Source organism: Tychonema sp. LEGE 07196 (genome assembly GCF_963890365.1).
Lineage (GTDB): Bacteria > Cyanobacteriota > Cyanobacteriia > Cyanobacteriales > Microcoleaceae > Microcoleus.
Genome location: NZ_CAWPRX010000024.1, coordinates 1 through 25,306, shown reverse-complemented (window position 1 = coordinate 25,306; position 25,306 = coordinate 1). Strand labels below are relative to the sequence as shown.

General features: G+C 44.9%; 22 protein-coding genes. 14 read left to right on the top strand and 8 right to left on the bottom strand.

All coding sequences use genetic code 11. From position 1 onward, the window contains the following. Positions 1 to 69 precede the first annotated feature (69 nt). Positions 70 to 435, top strand: coding sequence for a four helix bundle protein (locus AACV78_RS03420; RefSeq protein WP_194011355.1), 366 nt, complete (start codon positions 70 to 72; stop codon positions 433 to 435). Positions 436 to 553: 118 nt separating this feature from the next. After that, complete coding sequence (locus tag AACV78_RS03415) at positions 554 to 1,228, top strand: N-acetylmannosamine-6-phosphate 2-epimerase (protein WP_194011358.1); 675 nt, start codon at positions 554 to 556, stop codon at positions 1,226 to 1,228. 215 nt (positions 1,229 to 1,443) lie between these two features. Here AACV78_RS03415 and AACV78_RS03410 read toward each other — a convergent pair whose 3' ends face one another. After that, complete coding sequence (locus AACV78_RS03410; RefSeq protein WP_194011354.1) at positions 1,444 to 2,079, bottom strand: class I SAM-dependent methyltransferase; 636 nt, start codon at positions 2,077 to 2,079, stop codon at positions 1,444 to 1,446. A 239-nt stretch (positions 2,080 to 2,318) separates the two neighbouring features. Continuing rightward, positions 2,319 to 2,678, bottom strand: a complete 360-nt coding sequence (locus AACV78_RS03405) for a phage holin family protein (RefSeq protein ID WP_194011353.1) — start codon at positions 2,676 to 2,678, stop codon at positions 2,319 to 2,321. Positions 2,679 to 2,891: 213 nt separating this feature from the next. On the opposite strand from AACV78_RS03405, the gene mrdA reads away from it, so the two are divergent. The 3 genes from mrdA (at position 2,892) to AACV78_RS03390 (ending at position 6,925) form a co-directional block, all read left to right on the top strand. Next, positions 2,892 to 4,706, top strand: a complete 1,815-nt coding sequence (mrdA, locus tag AACV78_RS03400; RefSeq protein ID WP_194011352.1) for a penicillin-binding protein 2 — start codon at positions 2,892 to 2,894, stop codon at positions 4,704 to 4,706. Between the two features lie 150 nt (positions 4,707 to 4,856). Continuing rightward, positions 4,857 to 5,927: a pentapeptide repeat-containing protein gene (locus AACV78_RS03395; protein ID WP_194011351.1), complete on the top strand. Its 1,071-nt coding sequence runs from the start codon at positions 4,857 to 4,859 to the stop codon at positions 5,925 to 5,927. A gap of 320 nt (positions 5,928 to 6,247) precedes the next feature. Beyond that, entirely contained in the window at positions 6,248 to 6,925 is a 678-nt protein-coding gene (locus AACV78_RS03390) for a pentapeptide repeat-containing protein (protein ID WP_194011350.1), read from the top strand. 191 nt (positions 6,926 to 7,116) lie between these two features. Here AACV78_RS03390 and AACV78_RS03385 read toward each other — a convergent pair whose 3' ends face one another. Then, complete coding sequence (locus AACV78_RS03385) at positions 7,117 to 12,159, bottom strand: DNA/RNA non-specific endonuclease (protein WP_194011349.1); 5,043 nt, start codon at positions 12,157 to 12,159, stop codon at positions 7,117 to 7,119. 145 nt (positions 12,160 to 12,304) lie between these two features. On the opposite strand from AACV78_RS03385, the gene AACV78_RS03380 reads away from it, so the two are divergent. Beyond that, complete coding sequence (locus AACV78_RS03380; RefSeq protein WP_255512992.1) at positions 12,305 to 12,427, top strand: hypothetical protein; 123 nt, start codon at positions 12,305 to 12,307, stop codon at positions 12,425 to 12,427. Positions 12,428 to 12,475: 48 nt separating this feature from the next. Here AACV78_RS03380 and AACV78_RS03375 read toward each other — a convergent pair whose 3' ends face one another. Both AACV78_RS03375 and AACV78_RS03370 read right to left on the bottom strand, forming a co-directional pair. Then, complete coding sequence (locus tag AACV78_RS03375; RefSeq protein WP_194011348.1) at positions 12,476 to 12,727, bottom strand: hypothetical protein; 252 nt, start codon at positions 12,725 to 12,727, stop codon at positions 12,476 to 12,478. Positions 12,728 to 13,672: 945 nt separating this feature from the next. Beyond that, positions 13,673 to 14,710 carry a hypothetical protein gene (locus tag AACV78_RS03370; RefSeq protein ID WP_194011347.1) on the bottom strand — a complete coding sequence of 346 codons (1,038 nt, stop codon included), beginning with the start codon at positions 14,708 to 14,710 and terminating at the stop codon, positions 13,673 to 13,675. Positions 14,711 to 14,809: 99 nt separating this feature from the next. On the opposite strand from AACV78_RS03370, the gene AACV78_RS03365 reads away from it, so the two are divergent. Both AACV78_RS03365 and AACV78_RS03360 read left to right on the top strand, forming a co-directional pair. Beyond that, a complete protein-coding gene (locus AACV78_RS03365) occupies positions 14,810 to 15,745 on the top strand; it encodes a metallophosphoesterase family protein (protein ID WP_194011346.1) in 936 nt (311 codons plus the stop codon). A 27-nt stretch (positions 15,746 to 15,772) separates the two neighbouring features. Next, a complete protein-coding gene (locus AACV78_RS03360; protein ID WP_194011345.1) occupies positions 15,773 to 16,255 on the top strand; it encodes a PD-(D/E)XK nuclease superfamily protein in 483 nt (160 codons plus the stop codon). 590 nt (positions 16,256 to 16,845) lie between these two features. Here the strand turns inward: AACV78_RS03360 and AACV78_RS03355 are convergent. Further along, a complete protein-coding gene (locus AACV78_RS03355) occupies positions 16,846 to 17,721 on the bottom strand; it encodes a DNA adenine methylase (protein ID WP_194011344.1) in 876 nt (291 codons plus the stop codon). A gap of 274 nt (positions 17,722 to 17,995) precedes the next feature. Here AACV78_RS03355 and AACV78_RS03350 point away from each other — a divergent pair, with 274 nt between their 5' ends. From AACV78_RS03350 to AACV78_RS03340, 3 genes are all read left to right on the top strand, one after another. After that, positions 17,996 to 18,199, top strand: a complete 204-nt coding sequence (locus AACV78_RS03350) for a DUF751 family protein (protein ID WP_194011343.1) — start codon at positions 17,996 to 17,998, stop codon at positions 18,197 to 18,199. A 406-nt stretch (positions 18,200 to 18,605) separates the two neighbouring features. After that, a complete protein-coding gene (locus AACV78_RS03345) occupies positions 18,606 to 18,998 on the top strand; it encodes a PadR family transcriptional regulator (protein ID WP_194011342.1) in 393 nt (130 codons plus the stop codon). A 318-nt stretch (positions 18,999 to 19,316) separates the two neighbouring features. Continuing rightward, a complete protein-coding gene (locus AACV78_RS03340; RefSeq protein WP_194011341.1) occupies positions 19,317 to 19,853 on the top strand; it encodes a cofactor assembly of complex C subunit B in 537 nt (178 codons plus the stop codon). A 458-nt stretch (positions 19,854 to 20,311) separates the two neighbouring features. Here AACV78_RS03340 and AACV78_RS03335 read toward each other — a convergent pair whose 3' ends face one another. Beyond that, complete coding sequence (locus AACV78_RS03335; RefSeq protein WP_194011340.1) at positions 20,312 to 20,632, bottom strand: DUF3155 domain-containing protein; 321 nt, start codon at positions 20,630 to 20,632, stop codon at positions 20,312 to 20,314. Between the two features lie 638 nt (positions 20,633 to 21,270). Here AACV78_RS03335 and AACV78_RS03330 point away from each other — a divergent pair. The 3 genes from AACV78_RS03330 (at position 21,271) to AACV78_RS03320 (ending at position 23,778) form a co-directional block, all read left to right on the top strand. After that, positions 21,271 to 22,653 carry a sensor histidine kinase gene (locus AACV78_RS03330; protein ID WP_228042588.1) on the top strand — a complete coding sequence of 461 codons (1,383 nt, stop codon included), beginning with the start codon at positions 21,271 to 21,273 and terminating at the stop codon, positions 22,651 to 22,653. 31 nt (positions 22,654 to 22,684) lie between these two features. Further along, positions 22,685 to 23,377 (top strand): hypothetical protein, encoded by a 693-nt coding sequence (locus tag AACV78_RS03325; protein ID WP_194011339.1) that lies wholly within the window; start codon positions 22,685 to 22,687, stop codon positions 23,375 to 23,377. Between the two features lie 272 nt (positions 23,378 to 23,649). After that, a complete protein-coding gene (locus AACV78_RS03320) occupies positions 23,650 to 23,778 on the top strand; it encodes a hypothetical protein (protein WP_255512991.1) in 129 nt (42 codons plus the stop codon). On the opposite strand, the gene AACV78_RS03315 is transcribed toward AACV78_RS03320, so the two are convergent. Beyond that, the coding region (locus AACV78_RS03315) for a CHAT domain-containing protein (RefSeq protein ID WP_228042587.1) at positions 23,753 to 25,306 on the bottom strand (1,554 nt) is incomplete at its 5' end. The two genes, AACV78_RS03320 and AACV78_RS03315, sit on opposite strands and share 26 nt — an antisense overlap.

Sequence of the window (25,306 nt, the reverse complement as noted above, 5' to 3'; positions counted from 1 at the left end):
GGATGGGGCATGGGGCGGAGCGAAGCGGAGGGATGGGGCATTTAATATAATTGAGTTTTTGAGGTAATTATGGGAAGACCTGATTTTGAGGAATTAGAGGTTTATAAGTTGGCGGAAAGCTTGGCGAATGAGATTTGCGAGATTGTTAAAAAATGGGATTATTTTACAAAAGATACGATGGGCCAACAGATCGTTCGGTCTGCTGATAGTGTATGTGCTAATATTGCTGAAGGAAGAGGTCGTTATAGTGACCAAGATAATCGGCGTTTTGTAAAAATTGCCAGAGGCTCTTTGTACGAAACAGTAAATTGGTTAAGATTAGCGTATGCTAGACAACTTATCACAAGCGAACAAGTAAGCAAATTTAAACCAATTGTCGATAAATTACTACCAAAACTTAACGCTTATTTGAGTTCAATAGGACACAGGGAATAAATTACAAAAAAATCCCAATTCCCGATGCCCAATGCCCAATTCCCAATTCCCGATGCCCCATCCCTCCGCAACGCTAGAGCCCGATGCCCAATTCCCAATTCCCAATTCCCAATTCACCATGATTAATTGTCAAATTCCTACAGGATTAATTGTTTCTTGTCAAGCACCTGCCGATTCGCCGCTGCACGATCCGATCGTCATTGCGGCAATGGCTCGCACCGCTGTCAATCGAGGGGCTGCGGGGGTGCGGATTGACTCTCCGGCTCACATTGCGGCGGTGCGAAAACAGGTATCGGCTCCGATAATTGGGATTTGGAAGCAGCAATTGCCGGGATGCGAGATTTACATTACTCCTCGGTTTGAAGACGCGCGGGCGATCGCACTTGCAGGAGCTGATATTATCGCCGTTGACGCAACTTTGCGAAACCGTCCTGCTGGCGAAGACTTAAAAACGTTAATCGATCGCATTCACAATGAATTAGGGAAATTAGTCATGGCGGATGTAGACACGATCGAAGCTGCGATCGCGGCGGCCCAAGCTGGTGCAGATACTGTCGCAACTACTCTTTTTGGCTACACTCCCCAGACGGAAAATTTCTCGCCGCCCGGATTTGATTTGCTCGCCCAAATGGTAGAAAAGCTTAAGGTTCCAGTTATCTGCGAAGGTGGAATCGCCGGGCCAGAAATGGCAAAAAAAGCATTAAACTTAGGAGCCGCCGCTGTAGTTGTCGGCACAGATATTACTGGAATTGACATCAAAGTAACAGCCTATAAATCCGCGATTGAAAACTAATATTATATCGCTCGATTCCCCCCTATAAAATTAGAGGTCTGACTAATGCCTATCCCTGTGTCAGCAATTTTTACACTGAGCGATGAAGTTGGCGATCGCACTTAGCACCGTCCGCGATCGGATAAGAAGTAGTTGGCTTTCTATTGTCAACCCAAGCTACAAGATCGGCGATCGCACTGCGCTTTGCAAAGATCGTACTTCACAGACTACATTAACTACTCCAGCCTCTTCACATCCATCCCAGCAGTCGATCCAGTCTTTTGAGCAATGATATAAACATGATTCTCAGGGTATTGATCGTATTCGATGTGAAGACATATACAATGTTGCTCAATCAGAATCTTTAGGAAAGCATTTACGCCCAGTGTGCTGTACTCAAAGTCCTCACCTTGAAATGTTCCAGAAACCTCACTTTGTCTGTATCCGCCTCCACAGGTGAACAGCAGCACACCATCAGGTTCCAGAGCATCGCATAGCTTCTTCGTCACAGGTTCTTGCATATCTAGCGGTAGATGAAACGTACTATCCCAAGCGACAATCAAGCTGTAGGGTTTGGGAGGATTCCAGCAGCAGATATCCGATCGATAGAAGGTGATGCTTGGATGCAGTTTTTTAGCCAAATCGATCATTTCCTCAGAGATATCAAGTCCTTCCACCTGAAATCCATGCTCACTTAGAGTTTTAATAAAACGTCCACTGCTTCCGCACCCGATATCAAGCGCTAATTGCTTCTTGTGAGTAAATTGAATCGCCCGTTCCAACTGGGGAATACCATAAAGCGAATCTTGATGCTGGGTTTGCCACCATTGGGCAATGCGATCGTATCGGACTGCTGTATCCTCTGGATTCATATTTCTTCTTACTTATAGTTAAGATTGGGTGCATCTCTGTGCAAGTATTTGTAGTGCGAGCGTCCCCGAAGAGCGTATTATACACCTCGCTCTTCGGGGACGCTCGCACTGTAAAAAAAATCCTTTTTGCCAAAATGAGATCCTCCCGAATATTTAGTGCTTGAAAATGCTTTGAGGCAAAGGAAACGCACAAGGGAAAGCTAGGAAATATCGGGCGAGGGAAATCGCCCGTCGGCGAGCTAAATCAGTGCGCTATTGATAAAGCTACTAACTGCAGCCAAGGCGATCGCCCCCAATACCGTGCTCCACAGGCCCATCCGCAAGCGAAATCCTTTCACTAGCTTCGCAGCAGAGGCAAAAACGATCGCATTCATCACAAAAGCAAACACACCGGAAAGCAATCCCAGCGTCAGCAAGTTCGGCACGAAAAAAACTGTTTTCAGAATGGGCAAAATTAAAACATTCAACAATCCCAGCACCGCAGCGGAAATTACGGCTTTCGGTGTGCTGTCAATTTCCACACCAATTGGCAGTTGAGAAATTAGCAGCAAGCTGCTGCCCGTCACCAGCCAAGCAATCAAAAAATCGAGGGGTTCCACAGCGCCTGTACCTCCTGAGAAGTTGAATTGTCACAAAAACTTGATATTTAAAATCTACTTTAATCACAAAATATGGCTGATTCGTCTGCCAACCGGTAGAATTTCTGTCTGTCACTAAAGAGTGAGAATTTATAATGGTTGCATCTTCCACCAAATAATCCGGATGGTAACTGCATCTACTTGTTAGTTGAATAAAAGAGCAGATTAATTAATATGGCTGGCGATTTTTCTTTTAAATCTCACGTCCGATTCGACAAAAATGCCTTGGATAATGGTACGCGCCAGCGCAGCCGATCGTTCCAAGTGATGGTTTTGATGCTGCTAGTCACTACTTTGGTGACGCTGCCGGTATTTCGTCTCGCGGAACTGCAACTGGTACAGGGAGCATACAACCGACAGCGGGCGGAAAATAACCGCATTCGACCTGTTTCTGTCGCAGCTAATCGCGGTCAAATTTTAGACCGCAACGGTAAAATTTTTGCGGCTAACCGCGTATCTCGATCGGTTTATCTGTGGCCGAAAGAGCGATCGACCAAAGACTGGCAAGAAGTCGCCGCTACACTAGGCCCGATCGTCAAACTTCCCGCAGCCGAAATTCTCAAAAAAATCGAAGAAGCAGGCTACAAATCTGCCCTACCAGTGCGAATTAGTAAAAATATTGATGTCGGTACTTTTGTTGCCCTGGGAGAACAAGCTAATACTTTGCGGGGAGTTGAAATTCGCGCCGAATCGAGCCGAGACAATCCCAACGAGCAACTAGCAGCTCACCTTTTGGGATACGTAGGCGAAGCTACTTTAGACGAATTAAAAGCTAATCCTACATATCCGATGGGAATGATTGTCGGTCAGATGGGAGTTGAAAAATTAGCCAATAAAACTTTAGAAGGCGTTTGGGGAAACCGTTTGATCGAGGTGAATGCTAAGGGCGAGGAAATCCAAGATTTGGGTGTAAAAGATCCTGTTCCCGGCAAACCGGTGCAGCTAACTTTAGATTTAGATATGCAGAAAACTGCGGAAAAAGCTTTGGGCGATCGCCTGGGTGCAGTTGTGGCGATCGATATCAAAACCGGAGCTCTTTTAACAATGGCTAGTTGGCCGACGTTTGACCCCAATATTTTCACTCGCAAGGTAACTCAAAAAGAATGGGATCGACTACAAGGGCCAGACAAACCATTTTTAAATCGGGCAGTTCAAGGCTATCCAGTCGGCAGCACTTTTAAGATTGTAACTTCTGTAGCCGGGATGGAGTCGGGCAAGTTTTCTCCTGACTCGACTTTACTATCATCTTCTTCAATTAATATCGGCGGAATTACCTTTAACGAACACGGCGCTGGTTACGGCGTTATCGGTTTTCGGGACGCTTTAGCCTACAGCAGCAATACATTTTTCTATCAAGTAGGCATGGCTGTAGGGCCGGAAGAAATGGCGAAATGGGCTAAAAAAATGGGCATTGGCGGTGCTATTAATTTAAAGCTTTTGGGGTTGGATGCATCCAATCACGGTCAAGTTCCGATCCCTGCTGAGAAACAGAAAATGTATGGGGAAGATTGGTATGTGGGCGATACGGTAACAATGGCGATCGGTCAAGGTTTGGTACTTTGTACTCCCCTAGAATTGGCTGTGATGGTGTCAACTATTGCCAATGGCGGTTCGCGATTGCAGCCACATTTGTTGGCTTCTCAAACCAATACGCCTATTACTAAAAAAATCCCAACAGGTATTAAGCCGGCAACTTTAAACGTCATTAAACAAGGATTGATTGACGTGGTGAAAAAAGGTACAGGCCGCGCGATGAATGACGGTACTATTCCTTTAAGTGCTGGTAAAACTGGAACTGTGGAAATGCCCGGTCATCCTGACAATGCTATGTATGTAGGTTTTGCTCCCGCTGACAAGCCGGAAATTGCGATCGCAGTTATTGTTGAAGGCGGTGGATTTGGTGCGGTTTCGGCGGCACCAATTGCTCAAGAGGTATTCCGAACCTATTTTAAAAATCAGGGTTTTAAACCTACTAATAAACCTTTCTAGTCATGAGTTAATTGGTGACTGTTGACTGTTCATAATTTTCTGATGTAGGGTGCGCGAGGCGCACCTTTTTGCTGTAAGAAATAGGAGCGCTCCAGCGTGAATAAAGTATGATGGATAGTGTAAACATAAAAGACCTTTACTAGGATAGTTATGGACGCTGAAGAATTGCTCAGACGCTATGCTGATGGCGATAGAGATTTTTCGGGAATCAGCTTAGTCGATGCCAATCTAGCAAACATGAACTTGAGTCGCATCGAGCTCAGTGGCGCTGATTTGAGAGGTGCTAATTTGAGAGAAACCAATCTCAGCGGAGCGCATCTAGCTTCTTCTAACCTGAGCACTGCTAACCTGATGTACGCTAACTTAAGTCATGCTTGCTTAGAAGAAGCTGACCTCAGTGATGCTGACTTACTAGAGGTTGACCTGGAAGGTGCTAATCTCAGCCGCGCTAATTTGTGGGGAGCTGATTTGACGAATGTTCAGTTGATTGATGCTAATTGTAACTCGGCAAATTTTAGCATGACATTCTTGGTTGACGCGAATACTGAAGGTGCTAACTTTCAGGGAGCGCAAATAGATACCGCTATTTTCCAAATGCAAGAGATTCAGTTTGGAGACATCATCAATCGTTATGCGGCTGGGGAGAGAAATTTCAGTGGTGTGATGGTGGATACTCCTGATTTTCGAGAAACCAGACATTGGGATTTCGGACAATTCAAAGGATTGGATTTGAGTGGTCTTATTTTGCGTAACAGTAGCATCCAACGGCTCAAACTTTATATGGGTGGAGTGATTTTGCGAGGAGCTGACTTGACTAGGGTTGATTTGGGTGAAAGCAATTTTGAAGGAGCAGATTTGAGCAATGCTATTTTGCGGGAAACCGGTTTCTTCCAATCAGTTTTTGACTATGCCAATTTGAGCGGAGCTGACTTGACGGGAGCTGGGTTCTCGGAGGATAGTTTTTTCTGTGCTGATTTCAGTAGAGCCAAATTTAATAAGGCAGGAATAGACAGTCTCGGCTTTATCTGCAATAATTTAACGGAGACAACCTTCAAGGGAGCTAGGTTACACAGTGTTCATTTTGATGAAGCCAAGTTGACCAGAACTGACTTCCGGGAAGCCGACTTCGGGGTGAAAGATGATATATTCGGGGTCGAATTTCGAGATTGCCATTTTGAGGAGACCCTCATGCCCGATGGCAGCGTGCGAAACAATAGCTAAAGTAAATAGACTTCTCCTCAAACATGAGTTCGACCGTCAATCCGACGGGAATTGCGATTTCAACAAAGTCTATTTTAGCCAGAATGTGAGCTCTTGTGGAAGAACCTTCTGCACTTTCTTGAGCCTTTCCTTGATAGCAGAATTGGGGATATTAGAAAGAACATCGTACTGCCTGTCTGTCGATGTTCGCTCCTGCAAATCTGTGATGCCATGAGTTGAGAAAAATTTGCTCCTGCAGTAAGTATTTGCTGTTTTTCAAAGATTGAGTTATTTTAGTAGTATCAACATTTTTATTCTCAACAGATTCTAGAAATAAAGTCATGAACGAAGAAGAAGAAGCAGAATGGATGAGAATATGCAACAGTAGAAAACAGTTGTGGTTGGAGGAAGTGCTCAGGCGCTATGAGGCAGGGGAGAGAGACTTTTCTCTAATTCAAGTCAAATTAACGCACGAGCAGTCTAAGGAGCGCTACTTAAGTGGAGTGAACTTGAGTGGAGCTAACTTCAAGGAAAGTGACTTGGAATCCCTGGTTTTTTACGGACAAGGAATCAATTTTAGTGGCTCAGATTTGAGCGACCTCGACTTGGCATACGCACATTTTGAAAATGCGGATTTGACTGGGGCTAACCTGAGCGGAGCTTGTCTGTGGCGAGCTAACTTTGGCAGAGCGGATTTGACTGGGGCGAATTTGACTCAAACGGATTTGCAGGAGACTAAGTTTTACGACGCGAATTTGAGTAGAGCAAACTTAAGTGGAGCCAAGATGATTGAGACAAGTTTTGGTGATGCTAACTTAACCGATAGTGATTTTAGGAATGCTAAGTTTAAAGATAGAGTTCGTTTTTATCGGGCTGACTTGACGAGAACTAACTTTTTTGGCACCGAGTTGGATATGGATGAAATTAGAAGTCACAAATCTGAAATGGCTATTTTTACAGATGCTCACTTTAAAGATACTATCATGCCCGATGGTACTATTTGGAATAGTGAAGACTAATTCGTAGCTACTATAGCACGTCTAAATGAGTTGTATAATCTTTGTAAGGGTAATCCCCCCTGAAGAACCCCGTGATTGTCAGGGCAGGCACTCTTGGCATCGCCCCTACATATCTATACAAATGATTTAGACGCGCTATATTAACTAATTACCTACCCTCAGCAAAAGAGGAAGTTAGTTTAACCAGGTTTTTAGGGGAGAAGAGATATGATTTTTTTCATTTTGTCCTTGCTGTTAGGATCTTTGATCTGAGAAAGAAAGTCATATCTAAATGAGTCCCCAGATTTTTGTAAATCTGCATTAAGTCTTTCTTCTAGCTTGCCAATGGGAATTAAACGCTCTTCCCAGCCCAAAGTATTATTTTTGACGATAATATTTCCCTTGGCATCTTTTGTCGTGTAATCTAGGCTCTTCTGAATTTCATAGGAATTGTTCGGCATCCAAAAAGCAAAGTAATAATCTGGCTTATCAGATGTTGAATTTGGCTTGAATCCCAGCACAACTTTCCAGAGAGCACTAGGAACTGTTATCGTTCGATCACCATCTGCTGTTTTGAAATTTTTAAAAGAATTGGGATTATCCTTAAGTGGAGCTTCCACAACTCTTCCTCTTTCATTTAAAACTGTCACAGTAGGAGGAGTAGAATATTTTGTTAACTCTCCACCACCAGCACCGTACACACCAGAAGAGATATAGAACTTATAAGGTGTTGGCTGTTTTTGTTCATTTTTAAGACGCGCCAGATCCTGTAGTTTCTTTTCCAAACCGCGCCAAGCACCTTCATTTCCCTTGGAATCTTGAGGAACAATATTGGTAGTTAAGAAACTAGCATACATATCCTTTGTGCTTCTATTTCGGTCGTTAGAAGCACTCATGTGTCCCCGTACTGGCCAGAAGATAGCTGGCTTTTCAAGCTTAAATGCCTTATACTCGTCCTCATTATAGTTAATTTGACTATCAAACTTATAGTCTTTATGAGCAACCGGGTAAAAGGAACTATTTAAATCGGGGTCTACCGCAAACTCATCAGGTCTGTCTTTACTTGGAATATTTCCTGGCCATGAGCCATCCAGAACCCAACTAACCCAGTTAGGTGTATTTTTTTGACCATTATAGGAAACAGTGTACTGTGGCTTCTCTATCAAATAGTTATTTTGATAGGTATTATTAGTCAGTAGGTCAGTTCTTGCTGTAGTTGGATTGCTAAACCTCAGCGACTCGCTTTGAAAAAAGACATTATCTAGGTAGACAGGAATAGATGCTTCGAGCTTGAATTCAACGGTTGCCGGCTGACCGCGAAGTTTTTCTGGTACGTCAACAGAGAAAGATTCAAAGCCCTTGATGCCGTAATCTACTTTTAATTTATCTGCTAAGTAACTAGAAGGAGCTTTCTTACTATCCGTTTGATTTTCAGCTTTTTGAAGAGTTATTGTTTGAGAAAACGCTGGAATTGATGGATCTGATGGTCGAATAGTCACATCAAGCGTACCTTTAGATTTGGCCTTAGAGCTATTGGCAATCTTTGGTGCGTGCAGATCAAATCGAAGGGCACCCCAATCGGGTACAACAAACCGATTGTGAACAATTTCCTTCACCCCGCTGCTTTCTAACTTAAAGGCATAGTTTGGTTCGCTGTTTCCTTTGATGGACTTTACGTCTTCCAAACTTTGAACCAAATCAATATTTGGATCGGATTGACCGTTGTGGAACGACCATCCAGGTAGACCCTTAGACAAAGGAGTTCGAGTCACTCCCTTCGGATCGAAAACAGCATCAAAATTCCCATTAAACAAAGTAGGAACCGCCGCGTCTCCTCGCATCCTGGCATCATAAGTATTGTCAAAATCTAGCGGGATACGCTCTACATTTGTTTTAGGGCGCGAACTGTAACCGCCACCCATAGCCGAATAAAACCAGCCCGTACCAATTCCCTCCCAAGGAGCAGTATCAACACCGTGTTGGAATTTGCTTTCCGGTGTATACCAAGGGCTAACGCGAGCCGGGCCTGTCAAAACACTATTGCTAAATGAAAAGTCTTTATCGAACAACCGTTCCCGATACCCATCACCTCGCCGACGAAATACAGGATTAATTTCTAAGTTTTCATTGGACGGAAAGTTAGTTGGAAACAAGTCGGATGTTCCTCCGTACCAACTCACAACACGTCCGTGTACATCTCCCGGTCTAATCAGAGGATCAGTCGTAAACCCAGCACGGCTTTTATTATAACCTGGGTTATTTTTATTAGTTCCCAAGAAAACCGACAAATCCGATTCTCCTAACAGCTTACCATTAGGATTGGGATTTTCTGACCTCCAACCTTCTCGCGGAAACTGAAGTCCTGGGGCTGTTCCCTTCTCAGTAGACGGTAGATTCGGAATATCGCGACCTGCCGGCGTAAGTGTACCGCTCAATAAATTCGGGACTGTCTGATAGTAATTGTCCGCAAAAGTAACATTTTTCCACACCTGAACTTTCGGTTCGCGGAAATCACCGAAATTTTTGGTCACCACATTTAGCGACGGTTGGTTGAAATCGTGGGGGTCTAAAGTTGTCATCTGAAGGTCGCGAGTACCAGAGTTGGGTTTGCCGCCAGCATCAGGAAAATAAGTACCCAAACGCTGAATAATTTCGCTGTTAACAACAGTACCCCGACTGAAACCAACAAAGTGCAGCGGCGAATTGAAAAGTGCGCCTTGTTTAGCCGTGCTAGTTTCATCCTTCAACACTCCATCCAACTGCACGAGGGAAGTAAAGAAAGCATCTGCTGCCGCTTCTGTGAAGCCTGAATCAGGAACTGCCGATTCATTATTTTCTGACCAGTTATTCAGCAGGACTAACGGTTGTTTTTTGGCAAGGTATGGAGCTATATAACTTCCCAGCTTAGTCAGATAGTTTGGGTCGGTTTTGGGATTCAAACCTGCTTGGAAGCCTGGGGAAACTGCACCATATTTGTTAATTGGCACCCAGTAACCTGTAGGCAGGTCGTACTTCATCATCAAACCGCCGCCGTCGATACCTGCATTGGCAATGCTGTTACCCATTTGGTAAAACTCTGAAGGAATTCCCGGCTCGTTAAAAAATGGAGGTTTAAAGCCGTGAGTCAGCACGGTGACGCTGCTGAAGGTATCGTCACCGTTGAGGGCTGGCGGTAGCGGCGTCCAGAAATTACCAAACTCCTCGTTGCGTTTTCCTTCTTTATTCCAAGCTTCAACAGCCCAATTGTACTCCTGGCCAGCAGTCAATTTGAGACTGGGAGGAAGTGTAAAGCTGGTATTTGTTCCCTGAGTAAATGTTTTACCGCCATCGAAAGTCCACTTGCCGATATTGTTGCTATCTTTCTGCCACGTCGCAGTTAAAATGCGGTTGGGGTTGAAATCGTTTTCTTGACCGTGGTAAGAAGATGTGTTCCAAGGTTTTGTCAGTAAACCTAACTGCTGCGGTTTGCTCAATCCTTGGTCGGAGAGAAATTTGTTACCGTTAGGGTCGGGTAAATCAACTACTTGATCCCACGGCAACAGTCCCTCACCTTCGTCAAACACGCTGACGAAGAGATTGACTTCTTCAATGTTTTCTGTCGGCAGTCCATCAAACTTCCATTCAAAAGTCGGAGTCAAGTCTTTTGTATCATTAGCATCAACTAAATCCAGCCAATCCAGCGGTGTCGCCGCCAAACCGCGAGCATTAGTCACAGAAACGGGAGCTTTCTTACTTCCCGGTGGCACGCCGTAAGTATATTGGTTGTTCGCATCGGTCAGAATCTGAAAATCAGCAGCAATACTAACCGCTGGATTAATATTGTCAATTGGAATCGCTGACAAGTCAGCAACCGCAGCATTTCGTGCCGTAGTGCTGTCAAACAACGGCAGCCCAACACCCCGACCTTTGGCATCTACTTGGAATTGACTGGGGTTTGTCAACGTTTTGACAAATTCCTCCACATCAAAAACATAAACTTTGCCGCCAGCACCGCTTAAATTTGGATAGGAAGCGTAAAGAAACTTGCTATCACTTGAAAGCGCTAAGTCGGTAGCGAATCCATCTGGAATTGGTCTAGTTCCCGCGACTAATTGCGGATTTGTCAGCGGGTCTTTGATAATGCCGATGTTGCTGCCGGCCCGCGGGTCTCCATCTACGCTGGGTAGTTCTTGACCGAAGAATTTCGTGTCGGAATTGCGGCCGACAACAAAGGCATAACTGGCATCCGGCAGTACCGTTACCGCGACTCCCTCATTTACATCAAAATAATCGTTAGCAGAACCCAGCCCTAAATTTGTATATCGGGTGGTAGCAGCAAAACTCACCGGGTCATTATTAGTAATGTCCAATACCCCAAATCCGTTGCTATCTTTGCCGCTGTTCGTAAAGGTCATGGCTAGCGGATTGACGGTGCTTGCTATTCCTTCTACTCCTTCATCGGCTGTGATACTTCCGATTAATTGATTCCACTTTTTGGGGTTCTGACTGGGGTCGCTGGGTCGGTCTTTGGGGTCGATGTTAACAGCGTAAATTTTGCTGTTCGAGCCGTTTGGTGCAGTAACAAACAGCTTTTTGCCGTCGCTGCTAATGGCTATTTGCCGCAAACCGCTTGGGGCTGTACCGACTGGGATGGTTTGGGTGACTTGGTGATAGGTTGGTGAAAATGGGTTGATGTCGAGAACGTAGATGGAGTTGCTGCCGATTTTTCCGTCTGCGATGTAGGCGTATTGGTCGCGGGGGTCTATGACTATCGATCGACCTTCTGAACCGCTAGGCAAATTTATCGGATTAATACCAGCGGTATTGGGCTGAGTATCTATCTGCTGCCGCGTCATCGGATCGACCACAGCAACGCGCCCAGAACGATCCATTACTACGTAAGCACGGCTGCCATCACTGGTTACAGTTAGTTCTCGCGGGCGATCGAGCCTGTCATCTGTGCCAACAGCAATGCTATCAATTAATAGTTTGCTGCTATTAGTATCTCCGACAACTGATGCAGGATTTGCACCGTTAATAAGTGCAACTTTATCTGCTGTCCACTGTGCGGCAAAGATGTATTGTGTGTCGTTTTCAATTCGGTAAGGAGTGCTATCGTATTTGACTTCTTGAAGGGGATCTGAGGGATTTGGGCTGACTTTTTCGTTTTGCTTGCGGCTGATGACGATGCGAGATTCACCTAACGGCACAGTGTTGGGAACAAGAACGGCGATTTCAAATTGATTGTTTGGCAACGTGCGACTTTTGTCTGTCAAAACTGTTGCTTCGTAAGCTTGTCTGCCTACGAAAAATTTAACGGTTAAGTCGCTGAATCGGCTGCCTGCGGGGTCGCCAAAATTATCTACTAATACATTAGTACCCGTGATGAAGAGAACGGGTTGATTGTTGGGAAAAGGTTGATTGTTGCTGTCCGTAAACTTAAGTGCGGCACTTTGGATGATGGGAGGTTTTTTAGGATTGGAAGCTGTTGGTGTGAGTTGGGATGCGCGTCTTTCGCCGATTAAAGCATCATTGTTGGAGTAGTCGAGATCCCTTTCAGCGATCGGTTCCCCAGTCAGAGCATCCAGTGCGCTATTTTTTTCGGGGGGGGGTAAAATCGGTGTAGGGGAAGCTCTGACTCAAACTGAGGGAGTTGGAACAACTGGCGATGTCTTCAGCGCTATTGTTGTCTGCGGCTGGAAGTGGAGCGAGTGTTTGTTCTGGGATGGTGTTGGCGCAAGCTTGACTGTTGAGTAAGTTTTTGGTATTTATCTCGAATTCTGAGGCGAGCAAATTCTGAAACGGCTCTTGAGAGTTAAACTGTGAATCTTTAATAAGTTTCATGTTTGATTGGGGTAGATGCGAGTGAGCTGTTGGATTGTGGTAGTTTCAAACTCAACTAATTGATGCGCTTCACACTTCGTTCAAGAGGAATGTGTGGATTCGGAGTCGATCGAGTTTTTAGTGCTTGATTTTTATTTAGTTTCCAAAGTTTTATTTAGAATAATGTTCCCGTATTTTCGGCAGCCAGTCAATCAGGGGAATTACTGAGATTTTCAGTCTGGTACTGGAAAACTGGCAGTGTCCGCAACAACTTAATAGCAGCAAATATGTGAAGCTTGCTGCGCTTGTTAGTTTTTTTACTCAGTCCTGGACGCACCAATATCCAAGAAACCGGGTTTTTTGCCTAATTTATGGGCTGCGGCGGATAATTTTCGTAAAAAACCCGGTTTCTGGCCACTCGTGCGTCTAGGACTATTACTGATAAATTGTGATTTTATTGTTAAAAGTTTACAGATTCTTTATCAAAGTAATGTACTTTACTGAGCAATAATATTTAAATTGTTGTAGGCTCGCATGGAAAGCCTACTCAAATTTACTGCCTTGAAATTACGGAACAATGTTGTTTCTTTCTTCATAATAAATGAAAGAATTAGCTGACACCTAAACATCCGAACGCTTTTGAAAGTAAAGGTTGAGAGCTTCAATGCCGTAAGTCGTGCGATCGCGCGATCTCGCTTTCTGCGATCGCATCTGGGTCGCTGCTGGGAGATTCTATTTCTACTGGTTCGACTTGAGTTAAAATTGTCATCTTTCAATTTTTCTCAAAGTTAATTAATATTATGTCCGGTCACTAAGCGTTATCAGGTTTGTAGTGAGGACTGAAGTCCTCATCAAATGAGTGAGGACTTCAGTCCTCACTACAAACCTACAAAATTAGATTTTGCGTCCTGGACTTTAAGACTAATCTGACTGTTGGCAAATACATCCGATTTAAACTTTATTAATTCATCTCTCCAAAACAATCATTTCCGAACCAACAACCGGACTTCTAGCTATTAACTTACCTTCCATATTCGCAATTTGTAAGTTGCTGAAATCGAGTGCATTAGCTTCTTTCCACATTTTAGTCGCTAACTGATTTTGCTCGATATCGCTGAGATTGTACCAATCTTCAGCGACATTCACTGTCAAAAGGCCGATGGAGAAATCAGCTTGAACAGACCTAACTAAACCGCCGCCAAGTCGATCGGTAATGTCAGCAACTTGAGTTTGAATTGCAGCAATCAAAGACTGTTCCGGCGTTAGTGGTGGCGGGATAATTTCTATCGATTGCGGTTTTTCTGGTGCTACTAAATCGGGCAATTTGCTTTTTAATTTAGCGGATGTTGGCTCAGAATTTGCGATCGCCTCTGGTGATTTGGCTGTGTCCGGCAAAAAATCGCCAAAGGTAGGCGGCGACTGCGGCGGTGCTGCAATAGGCGCTTTTGCTAGTTTATCCGGCGGTTTTGCCGAGAAACTGTTGAAAGTTAAACCGACTGCAACAATTAGAATTGCTGCTAATCCGGCGTTTAAAATTGGATCGGACAGCTTGGCGTTTGCAGATGGCGGTAGCAGGTCGCGCACTAACCGCACAATACTTTGCCAAAGTACAACGACTTTCTCTAAAAAACTGTCGCCTGCGGGTTTTGATACAGACTTTTTATTATCGGATTTTACCATAACTTTTGGTGGGGGAACGCTGTTAACTTGCGCTTTTACTTCTGTAACAACAGCCGGAGGAGTGACTGTTGCTGAGTCAGAAGCGGTGGGCGCGATCGGCTTTTGGGGCTGCAACGGGGGTTCTGCTGCTACATTTTTCCCTTTTTTCCCCAAATTCCGAATTGAGAAAATCAAAGCTTTGATTTTCTGATTTTTGGGAACGGCGCTGCTGGCATTTTGAGCTTGGCTGGTTGTGGCGGCAGACTTTGCAGCCGCCTCGCCAACCTCCGCTTTCGGAGATTGAGACGCTTCTGGAGTTGGTTGGTTTAGTTGTTCTTCTGACATTTTCTTTGCCTTGGAGCGTTGCAAATATATCTAAAATTGAATTTTAGTTGAGTCTTCTCAGCCTTAATTTATCATTTTATTAGTTGTAACTGAATCATCATGAGCCTTAAACGCCGTCGCTTTCTATTTTTAGCCAGTCTCAGCAGCTTAGGTGTTACCGGAGTCTGGAAAATGCTTCAGCTTCGGACTTTCTGGGGTACAGACGCGAATGCTGCTGTACCTTCTAATGTTGAGGGCCAAAGGGCGATCGTCCAATTGCCAGCCTCACCGCCTATTTTACGCTTTATTTCGGTTGCCGACACCGGCACCGGGGCTAAAGGTCAGTATGCTGTGGCTGAGGCGATGACCCAATATCACGGGGAAAATCCTTTTAATATTGCTGTTCTCGCCGGCGACAATATCTACAATAACGGCGAAATTGAACAAATTAATGCTGTTTTCGAGAAGCCTTATCAGTCATTATTGCAGCAAGGCGTAAAATTTTATGCTTGTCTGGGAAATCACGACATCCGCACTGCTAACGGCGACCCGCAAGTTAAATATGCGGGTTTTAATATGCAAGGTCGCTACTATACTTTTCGGCGCGATCCGGTACAGTTTTTTGCATTAGATACCAATCACAATGCTGATTGGAAAAATCAGCTTGTTTGGCTGGAAAAAGAGTTGAGTCAGAGCACCGCACCGTGGAAAGTTGTGTTCGGCCACCACCAGATTTATTCCTCTGGTATCTACGGAGTGAATCAACCTTTTCTTAAGACTTTGACGCCTTTGTTTAAAAAGTACGGCGTGCAGCTTTATATCAACGGACACGAGCACAGCTACGAACGCACCCGATCGATTAACGGTACGACTTATTTGATTTGCGGGGCCGGCGGGGGCACTCGTCCGGTGGGGCGTTCTGAGTGGACGGAGTTTTCGGCTAGTCGGCTGAGTTTTGCGACGTTTGATATCTATGAAGACCGGATGTTTGTCAGTTCTATCGGTACTGACAAGCGGGTTTTTGATAGAGGGGTGATTGAAGTGCGATCGGCTTAATTCACATTATATTCAGGAGCAAACAAAATGAATAGGGGTTGTAGAGCCAATAAAACTGGTTTTGTTTTAGAAGCAACTGTAGAAGGTACATTGAGAGGTCACGGATATCTCGAAATATGTCCTGAGTTGCCAAAAAAGCGCAAGTTAGATTGGCTCTTGCTCTCAACGCAAAATCACAAGCGATATGCTAAACAAGTTTATATCGGGTCTAGCATTTATGAAACCGAAATAAATGTCGATTTTTATATTGTTAGTTCTGCTTCGTTTCCTCTCGGTCTAATTGTTGAGTGCAAGTGGCAAGAAGACAAAGGATCTGTTGATGAAAAGTATCCCTACCTCAATTTAAATATTAAAACTTGCTATCGGGTTCCCACTATTGTGATCGTGGGTGGCAACGGGATGAGGCAAGGTTCGATCGACTGGTTTAAAAAACAAATTCCCGACAATCAAAATCTTTTGGCAGTTCACAAGCTCGAAGGTTTTATCACCTGGGCAAACAAACATTTGTAATCACACATTATACCAATTCCGGTTGCACTCATACATGATGTTAACGGTTAACAGTCAACAGTCAACAGTCAATAGTGAATTTACTATTCCGATGAAGAGAGAATTTGATATTACATCAAGATTTATGCGTTACCGATCGCGATCGCCATTTTTCCCTTCGCTACAGTACAGTTGCATTTTTTGCCGAAACTGCTATGATTTGCGGTAACGCATAATTCAAATATTTTAATTTTATTAAATTGAAAAAAATCGCCTTTTTTTTTCGAGTTAAGCCCTTGACTGTGAGGTTTTTTGGAGGTATAATTTAATAATGGGAGTGGTGACGAAAATAAAATTTAAGTTACCACTTGCATTATTAAATTATACCACGAAAGTCCAGACAAATCAATAGGTAATAGTTCCTTTTTTTAGCCAATTTTTTGACCCAGTTTCTACGAGTTTTCCGTTGAGTAGCTTGAAATCTACAAAGAAGCCGTATTTCTGAAACCACTGTTTCAGGGCTTACGCATGGGGGCGAGCAACCGGGTTTCTGAAGTCACGGGCTGCCGTACCAAATATGTTTAGGTAGAGGCTTTGCAAAGAGTGTTTATTTAAATTGAACTTATTAATAATTCCTTGACTAGGCCGCGTTTGTAGCTATTAGAATTAATTCCCCTAGATGCTGATATTTCAATTTGTTTGGGGAGATGATTTGTTCTGAAAGCTTGACTGTCGCTGTAGATTTGAGCGATAAAATCGCAGTTAGAATTAGACAGCATAACTTTAACGTCGCGTTGGGCAAGTTCTACAAAAACATCTCTTAATTTAATCTGTTCCGATTCTTTGAAATTATCTCGGCTGTAAGCGGTGAAGTTACTTGTGGCACTAATCGGATAGTAAGGCGGGTCAAAATAAACAAAGTCTTTACTGCTTGTAGCAAAATCCAGAATTTCATCGAATTTTCTTACTTCAATTTGAGCGGGCGCGAGTAAAGATGAGACCGATCGCAATAAATCGGCTTGACAAATGTTAGGATTTTTGTATCTGCCCATCGGAACATTAAATTGACCTTTGGAGTTTTCTCTGTAGAGGCCGTTGTAACAAGTTCTATTGAGGTAAATCAGCCGTGCTGCTTTTTCTGTAGCTGTATTGTAGGAGCGCGATCGCACAGAGTAATAATAGGCTTGATTGTCCTTGCTGTGTTCAGAGGCGTGCTCTAACAAAAGCTCAATCAGTTCCTCGACTTTATCCCTGACACAGCGATAAGCATTAATCAACTCAGGATTAATGTCTGTTAACACAGCTTGCAAAAAAGGGTTCTGTTGTGCTAAATAAAAAAAGACGGCTCCCCCGCCCAAAAAAGGCTCGTAGTAAGTGGTGAACTTTTCAGGAAAATAAGGTTGATATTGTCCGATCAACCTAGTTTTGCCTCCAGCCCATTTCAGAAAAGGACGCGGCAAGACGAAAGAAGGTGCGGCAGCAGACATTTACTTAGAAATAACAGCCCTATAATATTTATCACAACTATAACTGAATATAATAAATACTTCTGAAGTTGTCACCGGATGTTGCACGGGATTAAACAGACAGCGATCGCTCGACCAAAAGTTTTCGTTAGAATTATATATATCAGCCTCGCCGGCAAAAACGCCCGATCGCCCGAAGAGCCGATTTAGCTCCGGCTGTGCCAAAATTATCTAACTCGCTCACAAGTGTTACCAGTCAACGATCGAGCTGTAACAAATTACCCCATCTGCGCTCATGCAAGATTTCATTAATAACGTCTCTAGGTACCCCCGTTTTTTGATTACTGTCTGTCTCGGAATCTTCTTTTTCCTGTTCGAGCGACTCAAACCTCTACTCGATCGACCGGCAACTGCGATCGTCCTGGTTACTTCGATTGTAGCGACTTTTGTCTTTCTAACTTTTACCCTGCGGGCCATGTTAGGTCTGAGTCCGGTTTAAAAGCAAGTTTCGGCCCGAAAAAGCCGGCTTGCTCTGACAAACTGCGGCCCGCTTGGAAAGGCAGGTAGAGGGTTTAGGGAAGTTTTGGCTGCTGAGTTTGAGCCGAAACACTAATCCCTAAAGCCAACGCAATTCTGATGTGCGATCGCCCGCGCCGGCAATAGCCGCTGCGATAGATTATAAGAGAAAGAAAGTTACCCTAGTTATGTGAGCGCTCCTCAACCTTGGCGCAAGCAAACATTACCTAAGTGCAGCACAACTCTTTCGGGCCATCAACACAACTGGGGAAATACTGCACCTCTGTTTCCCCGATTCCCACTTAGTTCTTAGGAAGCGGCACACCCCGCCCCGCTTTCCTCTCCCGTCAACCTGACGGTATCGCGAGAGTTTCTAGCGGAAAAGACAGATGAAATTTGAACATATCTATCAATTTTTTCAAGACCCCCCTCCTGTTTATCTAAACAAGGAACTAGCAGTGTGCTACATTCTCTCGGTGTTATTGCGATCGGATTCCTACGGTACAGAACTCATCGGACAACTAGAGCGGGAATTTCCCATCTACCGACTTTCTGATACCGTCCTCTACAGCGCTCTCAAATTCCTCGAAGATGAAGCCGTCATCACCGGTTACTGGAAAAAAGTAGAAGGACGCGGCCGCCCCCGCCGGATGTATCAAATCCTCCCCGAGTGGCGGCACCAAGCTCAAGACCTAGCTCGCCTGTGGCACGAGTATATCGGTCAGGGAAACGGCGCTTCTGGCCGTCGCCCCCGTGCCCTAGAAACTGGTCACACAGGTTAGTCGGTGTTGGAATCGGATGCCTAAACCCTTGAAATGCTGGCGCTACTAGCAAAGCGAACTGCCTTCCTTGTCTTCGCTTTGCAAGCATCGCCGCACAAGAATTAGAGCAGCTACACTACGTCAGGACTTACGCATTGTCACTTGAAAATTAGAAAGCGTGGGGAGATATAAGAATTTGGTGATGGGGAGAAAAAAACCTTGCTATAAAGCTTGTTGGTAATTTTGGTAAGCAAGTGTCTGCGTAAGTCCTCGATCGCTTTTCTCTGTAAAGTTCTGTAAAGTAGTAGTAGATAATTTCAATTACACAAACTTCTACCGATGGATACTACTGTTCTTTCTTCAACGTTTACGATCGCCCTGCTGATGACTGTAGGCTTGTTTTTCTTCATCAAGGCCTCAGTCAAAGAAAGAATCGAACAAATCAAGTTTGCTTCGCCCCGCGCCCAAGAGTCGCTTTTAACCCAGCTACAAGAGTATTTTGCTTCTAGAGCTTACCGAGTTGTAGCCGTCGATGCCCCAAACTATAAAGTCACTTTTGAAGGTTTTGTGCGGCCTAGTTGGTTTTTAGCTATTTTTCTCACTTTGCTGAGTGCAGGCGGCACTCTGTCCTTGGGCTTGCTTTTGGGAATGCTACTTCCCCAGCAAGGTCAAATTTTCCTAGCTTTGGTACTGCTGTCACCGCTGGCGGGAATATTTTACTGGAAAAAAGCTGGACGCTCGGAGCAAGTTTCCCTTAAACTCGAATCTGTTGCTGAGTCTGGAAGCCAAACTAAGAGCCTGGTTACTGTCAGAGCTCACCGCGATGAACTAGCAGCTATGGAAAAAGCTTTAGATTTAAAACCGCTGGAATATTAAAATTTTGGTGTGGAACGTTTTTTGATATGCTAGATGCCGTGCTTAAAGTTCTAGCCGACCAACCGATGAATGTTTGCGGATCTCTCAAAGAGTCCGAAAGCTCGATCGACAGAACACTCAGTCGATTTTAGAGTCGAGATTTGAGATTTTCGATTTATCCTCAAGATGAATCTGGGAATTTGAATTTTCGTCTAAAATTTGAAGCCGCGACAGCCCTGCGGGGCTTGTATCCGTGAGCGGTGTCTAAAAAAACCATTATCCTGAGAGTGCGCGCTGTGGCGATCGCCCTTTGCAGGCGAGTATCCTGTTGCGATGGAGCCTTATACCCTTATTCTGTATTCTTAAGGACTTTTCGCGTAAATTTCAGCCAGCACTCTCCAGACAATGAGAACTCTCGCACTTTTGTTAAAAGAGCTAGACAAACATTGCTGTCAATGTTTTGAACTCAACATTTTGACCTATGCGCGGGCGGACACCACAGGAATTTTTTCGGAGGCTGTTTCCAGCATTACCTTTAAACTGGGAAACAAGAAATGGTTCTCTTCTACGTATTGGGCTCCGAATAAACCTTTTTCAGCCCAGAAGTATCTGTCGGTGGTATGCTCGTTACGCTTGACTAACAGCAAAGCAGGGGGAGCAATGCCTTCAGCATGGATGAACTTGCGAGCCGCTGTTACGGGTTTATCTTCGCCGCTCTCGATGCTATATTGAGGCACGCACTCTAAAATTCTGCGTCCTTCTTGTCGGCGGCGACTCTTGCGTTTGCGTCTCCTGGCCAATTTCTTTACCTCCTCTGTAAGCAGACAGTATGAGCAGACAGTATGAACAGACAGGTTTTGACATACTCCCCATCCCTAAAAAAAATGGGGATTCTGGATTTTAACAGCTTTCCTCAAGCACGGCTTGTCCGATCTTGCCGAGCCCCAGGTTGATGCCCCAACCTATTTGAGCTTTTTTGGATGCTAGAGTTGAGACCGGATTTTTACATCTGGCGAATCAACAATATATGATTCAATCATCAAAACCGTCCCGATCGGACGGGGTTTGAGATCGATTTTTTAGGTAATCATAGCTACCAAATCCGAGGCCAGTATATCCCTTCTAGCTCAAAAATTCAACTGTTTTTAATATATCGACACAATCTTAACATTCGTGCCGATCGACAAAATGCACCAGTTGTGGTAATGTAGGCCGCAAGTTCCGGCAGCAGCCAAGCTGGGAAATCTGTGGAAACGATGCAGGCGGGACTTTACTTTTAAGCAATTTTTGTTTGTGAAAGCCGAATGCTTTGAACCTATCCGCCTTCCATCAAAGCGGAGACACCAGAAATTTAGAAGTTTCTCATCTGTAATCGGCACCGGCCCAGTTGTAATTGACTTAGAATTCCGTTAGATATCTTAATGTGGCGCTCATGTTAATGCCAGCCAGTTCCGAATTTGTCCAGCTTTGCCGATCGCAGGTGGCGATCGCCGTCAGTTTGGGAGCGACATTCAGCGCGATATACCTGACACAAGAGCTCGTACCCGGAAGCGCAGCAAAGTTGGTAGAGATCGCGGTTTACCCAGAAACATCAGCCGAATCGGAAGAAAATCTGGGGCTGAGGCTGCAATCTTCCGAAAACTCGACAGCCAAACCAGTGCCGCGGCTGGCTGCGCCTGCTTTTCCAGTAGAAGAATCAACGGTGGGGGCGATCGCGCCCGAGCAGAGCCCGGATAATCAGCGGCGGAACGATCGGTGTCAAGGCCCGGAGAATGTGTGGCAGCAGCGCCGGCAAATTGTGACGCCTATGGTACACGAGGGAGTTGTAATGGGACTCCTGGTGTGCGGCAGGCAAGACAGGCCTTGGAACGATCGAGAGGAGGCTCAAATGCAGCAAATTGCTCGCACCTTGACCCTGGCTTGTATTTTAGACCAGCGATCGCAGTGGATGCAGCAGGAATTGGGCACGGCGAGGCAAATCCAGGCTCAGGTGTACGATACGATGCACAATTTGCTGCACCAGTTCAAAAGTCCGCTGACAGCGTTGCGAACTTTTGGTAAGCTGTTGGCGCGCAGGCTGGTACCGGAAGACAGAAATCGCAATGTGGCTTTTAGTATTGTCCGAGAGAGCGATCGGCTGCAAGACTTGCTCGCCGAGTTCGATCGCACCCTTGACACAGGCGAAGCAAATCTCAGACTCCCATTTGGCACTTCAGAAAAAGCAGTGTCCAATTTAGAATTAATGTCGCATTCTTCTCTGTCGCTGTCACCAGCAGCCAATTTGGAAGAATCCTGTTTTGTGGGATTGGTACTACAACCGCTGTTAATTTCCGCCCGGGCGATCGCATCTGAAAGGCGTCTATCATTGGTAGCCGACATTCCAGCAGATTTGCCGCCAGTTTCGGCGAACGATCGAGCTTTGCGCGAAGTTTTGAGCAATTTAATTGACAATGCTTTGAAATATAGCTCTGCCGGCTGCAAAATTTATATTAAAGTAAGGTACAAGGAAGCCAATGGCGATCGGGCAACACACCGCCCATCACCTGCCGTCGCAGTGGCAGTCAGCGACACAGGTGCCGGGATTCCACCCCAAGATTTAGAACATTTATTCGAGCGGCACTACCGGGGAGAAAAAGCGCAGACAGAAATTCCCGGCACCGGATTGGGTTTGGCGATCGCCCGCGATTTAGTCCGCCAAATGCAAGGAGAAATCGAAGTATTTTCTCCAGTAAATCCCGAATGGCTGCCACCAGCAGAAACTCATTTATATCCAACAGATCGCGGCACTACATTTGTACTTTGGCTGCCGCTCAATCAGTAGTAACTAAGCCTATTGCTTGGAGATAGTTTTTATGAAGCGTCGGTCTTTATTAGATAAAATTCCCAATTTTTCAAACTCTTTAGAAAATTTCAAAACACACTTTTTTACTGTACCGTTTTTAGCTGCTTTCAACATTCTGACTGTCCTGATTTTGGGCTGGCTAAGCGTCTACGCAAAACTCAACAAGAAGGGAGACGGAGTTGAACGCCTGTTTAGCGATCCTTTTAATTTCTGGTTCCCTTACGAAGGCATTCTCACCGGAGTTTCCGAAGTCCTAGGGTGCAGTTGTGTGGCAATTTGTGCATTTACTTTTGGATTGCTGCGCCAAAAAGATCCCCGCAGTCGATCGGCCATCTTCTTATTTTTTAGTGCTTTACTGCTGGGAGTCTTGTATGTGGATGACAGGTTTCGGATGACTTTGATTCTTACTCAACTGGGAATATCTAAAAAAATAATTTATTTATGTTATGCGAGTGGGATTTTTCTTTACATATCTAATTTTTGGCAGTACATCAAAACTACTCCTTACTTCCCATTAGTCGTAGCAGTATTCTTGTTTGCTATCTCGCGGCTTGAGGATATTATAAACTCTCCAAGTACAGGATTGCACGCGATGTTAGAAGATGGCACTAAGTTAGTAGCTCTTCTGAATTTGGTCTTGTATTTTTGGTACGTATGTCATCAGGAAGTTGGGCGGCATTTTCAGCATAGCGAAAAAGATTGAGGAAGAAGAGTTATTGGTTATTGGTTAGTTGTTATTTGTTATTTGTTAGTTGTTATTTGTTATTGGTTGTTGGTTATTGGTTGTTGGTTGTTGGTTGTTGGTTAGATCACTTCCGGTTGCACTCATACATGATGTTAACAGTAAACAGTCAACAGTCAACAGTCAACAGTCAACAGTCAACAGTCATCAGTCCTCAATCATCAGTCCTCAATCATCAGTCCTCAATCATCAGTCATCAGTCCTCAGTCATCAGTCATTAGGGAAAATGCCCAATGCCCAATGCCCTGCGCGGGCCAATTCCCAATGCCCTGCGCGGGCCAATTCCCAATGCCCTGCGCGGGCCAATTACCAATCCCTCCGCTTCGCTGGGCCCAATTACCAAGGATTGCCAATCATTGTAAAAGCAGCCCAATAATAAGGATGGGAAAGAATTCGATCGCCCCTGGCCGCAATTTCAGGAGGCAAAACGATCGCCTCAGCAAGCCCTTCAACTCGCAGCATCCCGTCTTGAATCCGCACCCGCCCCCGCAGCATCTGCAATTGCGCCCACCGCAAAGCCTCAGCTTTAATCATCAAATTACCACCGCTTCTGGGAGTCCGCAACAGCCGGTAAAACTCCGTCATTAGTCCCAAAGTCCCCTCATCGCTGACTTCCCACAAACTCGCCAAAGCCGATCGCGCACCGCTAGCTACCGCCAAACCCGCAAACCCCAACTCCGCCTCTTCATCGCCCAAAGCGGTACTGCACGCGCTTAAAACTAACAGGTGCACTGGCGGTTCATTCCACCGCAACTGCCGCATTTGATCGAGGCGCAATTTAGTATCCCACAACTGAATGTAAGAATTCTTCGGTTCCCCTGGCTGGAATTCGCTGTGAGTTGCTAAGTGAATAATTCCAAAAGGTTGATTTGCCCGTTGAGCTTGCAAATTCGCGAGAGTAAAATCTTGATTCAAAAATGATTTTCCGCGCGTCGGCGGGGCGATCGACTCTAACTCCACCGGTACCGCCGGTAATGGCGCTTTATCCTTAAATACCGACGCCCCCATCGCCAACACTTCATCGTCAGTAATATTGTCGTAGCGGATATCAGTCAAACTCAGACTCGGCATCACGCTCAAGCTGTATTTCTCAACTAAAAATTGTTTGCCATCGTGAAGAGCAGCAAACGGCACGCTTCGCAAACCCGCTGCCGGAATTACAATTAAATTATTAATTTTTAAAGCTGCCAATTCTCCTGCAAATGGCGCAATTAACCACCGATAAAGTTTTTGAGCTGCATCCAAATAACTTATACTATTTCTTCTTCTAGGATTAGTGATTTCGGTTTGCAAAGCGTCGGCTAATTGCAGTACCTGCCAGCGCGTTGTCGCCGGAATTAAAACGCGCATCGGTTGAGCGTTAGCTGTGACTAACACTAATTCTAAATGCTCCCCGTTAGGAAGAGCAGAAATTTCTGTATTTGTTGGCAACTTCTCCATCAACCCATCTTCTAACGAGTGGGGAGGCTGCGGGATGAGGTTTTTTCTAACAGGCAATACATTAGATAAATCTTGACTTGCCACCAGCACCGAATCATTTTGTTGGGCTGCTGCGTCCGATTCGCTGACCCAATTCATATAAATTATTGCCGATTTTACCCCAGTAATTTGTTCGTTTTTGCGAAGAGTTTCGTAAATTACCGACATATTCACGATCGGCTTTCTAGCAGGTAAATTTAGATATTTTTCGTATTCGCTTGTAAAGGTTTTTTCAAAGGCTAAAATGCCGGAATCTGCTGCATCTAATCTGCGAGAAGAAACGAAAATTTTCGGGCTAATTGGGGAAGTTTTGTTTTGATTTGAGGAGCGCAATTGTACTTGCAAAGAGGCCGGAAATGACAGCGCCGGCTCTGGATTGACCGGCACTGGAGGCGCTGTCGGAATTGGTTC

Coding starts and splice junctions, on each gene's coding strand:
- mrdA (WP_194011352.1), top strand. CDS start 2,892: ATGGCTGGCGATTTTTCTTTTAAATCTCACGTCCGATTCGACAAAAAT.
- AACV78_RS03365 (WP_194011346.1), top strand. CDS start 14,810: ATGAGCCTTAAACGCCGTCGCTTTCTATTTTTAGCCAGTCTCAGCAGC.
- AACV78_RS03375 (WP_194011348.1), bottom strand. CDS start 12,727: ATGAAACTTATTAAAGATTCACAGTTTAACTCTCAAGAGCCGTTTCAG.
- AACV78_RS03330 (WP_228042588.1), top strand. CDS start 21,271: ATGCCAGCCAGTTCCGAATTTGTCCAGCTTTGCCGATCGCAGGTGGCG.
- AACV78_RS03325 (WP_194011339.1), top strand. CDS start 22,685: ATGAAGCGTCGGTCTTTATTAGATAAAATTCCCAATTTTTCAAACTCT.
- AACV78_RS03340 (WP_194011341.1), top strand. CDS start 19,317: ATGGATACTACTGTTCTTTCTTCAACGTTTACGATCGCCCTGCTGATG.
- AACV78_RS03395 (WP_194011351.1), top strand. CDS start 4,857: ATGGACGCTGAAGAATTGCTCAGACGCTATGCTGATGGCGATAGAGAT.
- AACV78_RS03320 (WP_255512991.1), top strand. CDS start 23,650: ATGCCCAATGCCCTGCGCGGGCCAATTCCCAATGCCCTGCGCGGGCCA.
- AACV78_RS03415 (WP_194011358.1), top strand. CDS start 554: ATGATTAATTGTCAAATTCCTACAGGATTAATTGTTTCTTGTCAAGCA.
- AACV78_RS03345 (WP_194011342.1), top strand. CDS start 18,606: ATGAAATTTGAACATATCTATCAATTTTTTCAAGACCCCCCTCCTGTT.
- AACV78_RS03420 (WP_194011355.1), top strand. CDS start 70: ATGGGAAGACCTGATTTTGAGGAATTAGAGGTTTATAAGTTGGCGGAA.
- AACV78_RS03370 (WP_194011347.1), bottom strand. CDS start 14,710: ATGTCAGAAGAACAACTAAACCAACCAACTCCAGAAGCGTCTCAATCT.
- AACV78_RS03390 (WP_194011350.1), top strand. CDS start 6,248: ATGAACGAAGAAGAAGAAGCAGAATGGATGAGAATATGCAACAGTAGA.
- AACV78_RS03355 (WP_194011344.1), bottom strand. CDS start 17,721: ATGTCTGCTGCCGCACCTTCTTTCGTCTTGCCGCGTCCTTTTCTGAAA.
- AACV78_RS03410 (WP_194011354.1), bottom strand. CDS start 2,079: ATGAATCCAGAGGATACAGCAGTCCGATACGATCGCATTGCCCAATGG.
- AACV78_RS03360 (WP_194011345.1), top strand. CDS start 15,773: ATGAATAGGGGTTGTAGAGCCAATAAAACTGGTTTTGTTTTAGAAGCA.
- AACV78_RS03350 (WP_194011343.1), top strand. CDS start 17,996: ATGCAAGATTTCATTAATAACGTCTCTAGGTACCCCCGTTTTTTGATT.